The following is a 1722-nucleotide window of genomic DNA, read 5'->3' on the forward strand; positions in this document are numbered from 1 at the left end:
GAGACTTCTATCCGGCGTTGTCGCTAGTCTTTCCGTCGGTTCGAGACTTTTATCCGTCGAGGACTTCATTGTTTCCGTCGCTGCTACTTCTATCCAGCGGTGTCGCTGGTCTATCCGTCGGTTCAAGACTTCTATCCGTCGAAGACTCCATTGTTTCCGTCGCTGCTACTTCTATCCGTCACCTTGAGACTTCTATCCGGCGTTGTCGCTAGTCTTTCCGTCGGTTCGAGACTTTTATCCGTCGAGGACTTCATTGTTTCCGTCGCTGCTACTTCTATCCGTCACCTTGAGACTTCTATCCAGCGGTGTCGCTGGTCTATCCGTCGGTTCAAGACTTCTATCCAGCTACAACTTTTCTAGCAAAAATTCAGACCGCTTGAATCCTTGCTCTTTAATTTTTAATCCAATACTTCCTATTCCTTTTTGTTCCCTTAGCTTTCAATGGTAACTTTTGTAGTAATTTATAAGCTGTATTCGGCGAATCTATTGCAAAAAATTCACAAAAACTTTTATTTGTTAACGTTTCGCCTACTAGTAATCGATAATCTTCAAGCGTTCTATAAACTGCCTCTTGATCAACTGCTCCGCAGCGTTGACAATACCATTTTGGGTAACGATAGTTCATTGGCTGTCCATTTAAACACCTTTCACAAAGTACACCCTTTATTAAATCCCTGACAGGCACGGCTATTTCTCTTTTGATTGGCCTATGCATGGACAATAATTTAGAAGCAAATTGAAAAAGCTTTTCCTCATCCACCACTGTCTCTTTATACTGTTGATGCAATTCTCGCACGTGATAACGTAAACCTGAAACATGAAAAATTGGTTGTCCTCTTAAACTCTTCGATAAAATAGCATTTTTCGTTGCCAAAACGACAGCATAATGAACGGGAATCTCAAGCCGCGACTGTTGTAACATACCCATCATCCACTCCATATGTCTTCTACTTTGATGAAGTGGATTCGTCATTCCTTCTACATCACCTTCTGCTGTAGTTCGCGTAAATTGATAAAAAGATTCATCGAAATCCAGAAAGCCTGTTACATTTTTAATCTCGAGTATCAATATAAATTGAGGACATAGTAAAACAGTGTCTATTTGATGAGTAGTACCAAAGTGATTAAGTATTTGTAAATCATGAAGAAAATAATGCCGATGAGGTAAATTAATTTCAAGCCATTCGGCATCTATTCTCTGCTCCCCAGCAAAGCCCGCGTGTATGCGCCTCAACTTCTCAAAATAATTCATGTATTCAATATGCGTTCTAGGTAATCTTCGTACCAAGGCTTCTAAAATTTTGTGCTGCTCCGATTCATGACGGTCTAATAAAATCATTGTTTTTTCACCTCCTATACCTATTTTATAAAAAAAGAACCTTATAAAAAGAGGTTCCAAAAAACTTGAAATACATATAGTACAAATTAATTTTTTCAACAACTTTTTTAGATAGAAAGAACGGAAAAATTCCCTCAATTCGGCTCTCGCTAGTAATTTTTTGCTCGCTATCCGTCGGTGCCGGCGTTCTTTCCGTCGCTCTGAGACTTCTATCCGTCGATAAGGTCTTGCTTTCCGTCGCCTCTATTTCTATCCGTCTCCTTGAGATTTTTATCCGTCGGTGCCAGGGTTCTTTCCGTCGCTCTGAGACTTCTTTCCGTCGATAAGGTCTTGCTTTCCGTCTCCCCTATTTCTACCCGTCTCCTTGAGATTTTTATCCGTCG

Annotated in this window: 3 protein-coding genes; 2 read left to right on the forward strand and 1 reads right to left on the reverse strand. The window is 40.5% G+C overall.

Features of this window, described 5'->3' with window-relative positions; translation table 11 throughout:
- Positions 1-187 (forward strand): hypothetical protein (locus tag ACVWXS_RS25865; RefSeq protein WP_456960684.1); only part of this gene is annotated, 187 nt, incomplete at its 5' end.
- On the forward strand, positions 184-360 hold the full coding sequence (locus ACVWXS_RS25870) for a hypothetical protein (protein WP_456960685.1): 177 nt from the start codon (positions 184-186) through the stop codon (positions 358-360). The genes ACVWXS_RS25865 and ACVWXS_RS25870, both read left to right, overlap by 4 nt.
- A 31-nt stretch (positions 361-391) precedes the next feature.
- Here ACVWXS_RS25870 and ACVWXS_RS25875 read toward each other — a convergent pair whose 3' ends face one another.
- A complete protein-coding gene (locus ACVWXS_RS25875) occupies positions 392-1438 on the reverse strand; it encodes a nuclease-related domain-containing protein (protein WP_456960686.1) in 1047 nt (348 codons plus the stop codon).
- Between the last annotated feature and the right edge of the window lie 284 nt (positions 1439-1722).

This window comes from Lysinibacillus sp. TE18511 (assembly GCF_054062295.1).